Below are 2,150 nucleotides of genomic sequence, written 5' to 3'. Positions count from 1 at the left end.
CCGCTCTTGAGCGGCTTTTTTTTTGTGGGCGTAATCTGGGGATGGTTGCTACTGTTTTTAATGTTAAAAATAGGAGCTGCTTGCGCTTATAAAATAAGCGCTGGACCTTGATTTCGATGCTAAAAAAGGCCCTGAATTTCAGATATGGGCTTACAGGAGCAGCACCGGTGCGTTCGGCAGCTCGTCGCGCCGCATGCTGTCAGGGGCCAGCGGGAAATGCTGCACCAGCACGGCAGACACCTCCTCCAGCGCCGTCGTCAGGCCTTGCTCATACAAGCCCGCCTGCAAGGCCGTGCCCAGGTGGGCCACCATCTCTTGCCACTCGGCGGGCGATACCCGGGCGTTCAGGCCTCGGTCGGCCACCAGCTCGATGGCGTGGTCGGCCAGCAGCAGGTAGATCAGCACGCCGTTGTTGTGTTCAGTGTCCCAGACGCGCAGCTTGCCAAACAGCATCACCGCCCGTTCGCGCGCCGAAGCCTTGCGCCGCAGGTAGCTCAGCGGCAGGCCGCCTTCGATGCAGATGCGGATCTCGCCGGTGTGGCGCTGCTCGCTGGCGCTGACCCGGCGCGCCAGTTGCTCTACTAGCTCGGCGGGCACCGCGCGGCGCACATCCGAAGCATCTTGCCAGCAGTGTTTTACCAGCCGTTGTAGGTGCATCCACAGGCCCATTACCATCCCCCGGACGCGCCGCCGCCGCCAAAATTGCCACCACCGCCCGAGCTGAAGCCGCCGCCGCCACCGCTGCGGCCACCCGAGCCGAAACCGCCGCCGCCAAATCCACCACCCCGGCCACCACCCATGCCACCGCCCAGTGCGCCGCCCAACCACGACGACCCGGCCCGCGACACCAGCGTGAACAGCAGTGCCGCCACTCCCGCCGCGCCCGCAATCAGCAGGCTGGCCGAGACGAACCAGGCCAGTGCTCCCACGCCCGCGCCCGTCACCAGCGAGCCCAGCTTGGCCCCGAAGATGCTGCGGGCAATGGCACCGGCAATCGGCACGGCAAACACGGCAAAGATCAGCAGTTCCTGCCAGTCAAACCCTTCGGCCTCCTGCTGGGCACGGGCAGTGGGCGCGGGCAGGGCCTCGCCCTTGACCAGGGCCATGATCTGGTTGACCCCGGCATCCACGCCCCCGGCAAAGTCGCCCTGCTTGAAGCGTGGTGTGATGGCATCGTTGATGATGTTGCTGGCCGCCAGGTCGGGAATCGCACCCTCCAGCGTCTTGGCCACCTCGATGCGCAGCTTGCGGTCGTTCTTGGCCACCAGCAGGATCAGCCCGTCGCCCACCTCTTTGCGGCCAATCTTCCAGGCGTTGCCCACGCGGTTGGCGTAGCTAGAGATGTCTTCAGGTTGGGTGGTGGGCACCATCAGCACCACCACCTGCGCGCCGGTGCTGCCCTCGAACGCGGTCAGCTTGGCTTCCAGCGCCTGCAGCTGCGCCGCGCCCAGGGTGGCCGTGGTGTCGATCACGTGCCCGGTCAGCGCCGGTACCGGCAGTACGCTTTGGGCGTGGCCGCCCAGGGCCAGCAGGACCAGCCAGCACGCAAGCAGCAGGCGCAGCAGCACGGGCATTTATTTCTTGAAATCCACCACCGGCGGGGCCGAGATCTGGGCTTCGTTCTGCACCGTGAAGCTCGGTTTGGGCTCGTAGCCCATCACCTTGGCCGTCAGGTTGCTGGGGAAGCTGCGGGCCAGCACGTTGTACTCCTGTACCGTGCCGATGAAGCGGTTGCGGGCCACGGTGATGCGGTTTTCGGTGCCTTCCAGCTGCACCCGCAGGTCGCTAAAGCCCTTGTTGGCCTTCAGGTCGGGGTACTTTTCGACCGTCACCATCAGGCGGCTCAGGGCGCTGCCCAGCTCGCCCTGGGCGGCCTGGAACTTGGCGAAGGCTTCGGGGTTGTTCAGCGTTTCGGGCGTGACCTGGATGGACGTGGCCTTGGCGCGGGCCTCCACCACCTTGGTCAGCGTGTCTTGCTCAAACGCGGCTTCGCCCTTGACGGTGGCCACGATGTTGGGCACCAGGTCGGCACGGCGCTGGTACTGGTTCAGCACCTCGCTCCAGGCGGCCTTGCTTTGCTCGTCCAGGCGTTGGAAATCGTTATAGCCGCCGCCGGTCAGGGCGGATGCGAGCAGTAGGGCGGGTAACCA

The 2,150-nt window shown here is 65.4% G+C and carries 3 protein-coding genes; all 3 read right to left on the bottom strand.

All coding sequences use genetic code 11. From position 1 onward, the window contains the following. Positions 1-150: 150 nt before the first annotated feature. The 3 genes from AC097L_RS23305 to AC097L_RS23295 are packed head-to-tail and all read right to left on the bottom strand — an operon-like array spanning position 151 to position 2,135. Positions 151-657 (bottom strand): TPM domain-containing protein, encoded by a 507-nt coding sequence (locus AC097L_RS23305; RefSeq protein WP_479589121.1) that lies wholly within the window; start codon positions 655-657, stop codon positions 151-153. Between the two features lie 11 nt (positions 658-668). Next, on the bottom strand, positions 669-1,574 hold the full coding sequence (locus AC097L_RS23300; RefSeq protein ID WP_479589120.1) for a TPM domain-containing protein: 906 nt from the start codon (positions 1,572-1,574) through the stop codon (positions 669-671). Further along, a complete protein-coding gene (locus tag AC097L_RS23295; protein WP_479589122.1) occupies positions 1,575-2,135 on the bottom strand; it encodes a LemA family protein in 561 nt (186 codons plus the stop codon). Between the last annotated feature and the right edge of the window lie 15 nt (positions 2,136-2,150).

The organism is Rhodoferax sp. RT5P35 (assembly GCF_056521385.1).
Note: the sequence above shows the minus strand (reverse complement) of the source record. Positions and strands in the feature narration are given on the sequence as shown.

Bases quoted from the DNA above. Each gene is read 5' to 3' on its own strand.
- AC097L_RS23300 (WP_479589120.1), bottom strand. From the start codon at position 1,574: ATGCCCGTGCTGCTGCGCCTGCTGCTTGCGTGCTGGCTGGTCCTGCTG.
- AC097L_RS23305 (WP_479589121.1), bottom strand. From the start codon at position 657: ATGCACCTACAACGGCTGGTAAAACACTGCTGGCAAGATGCTTCGGAT.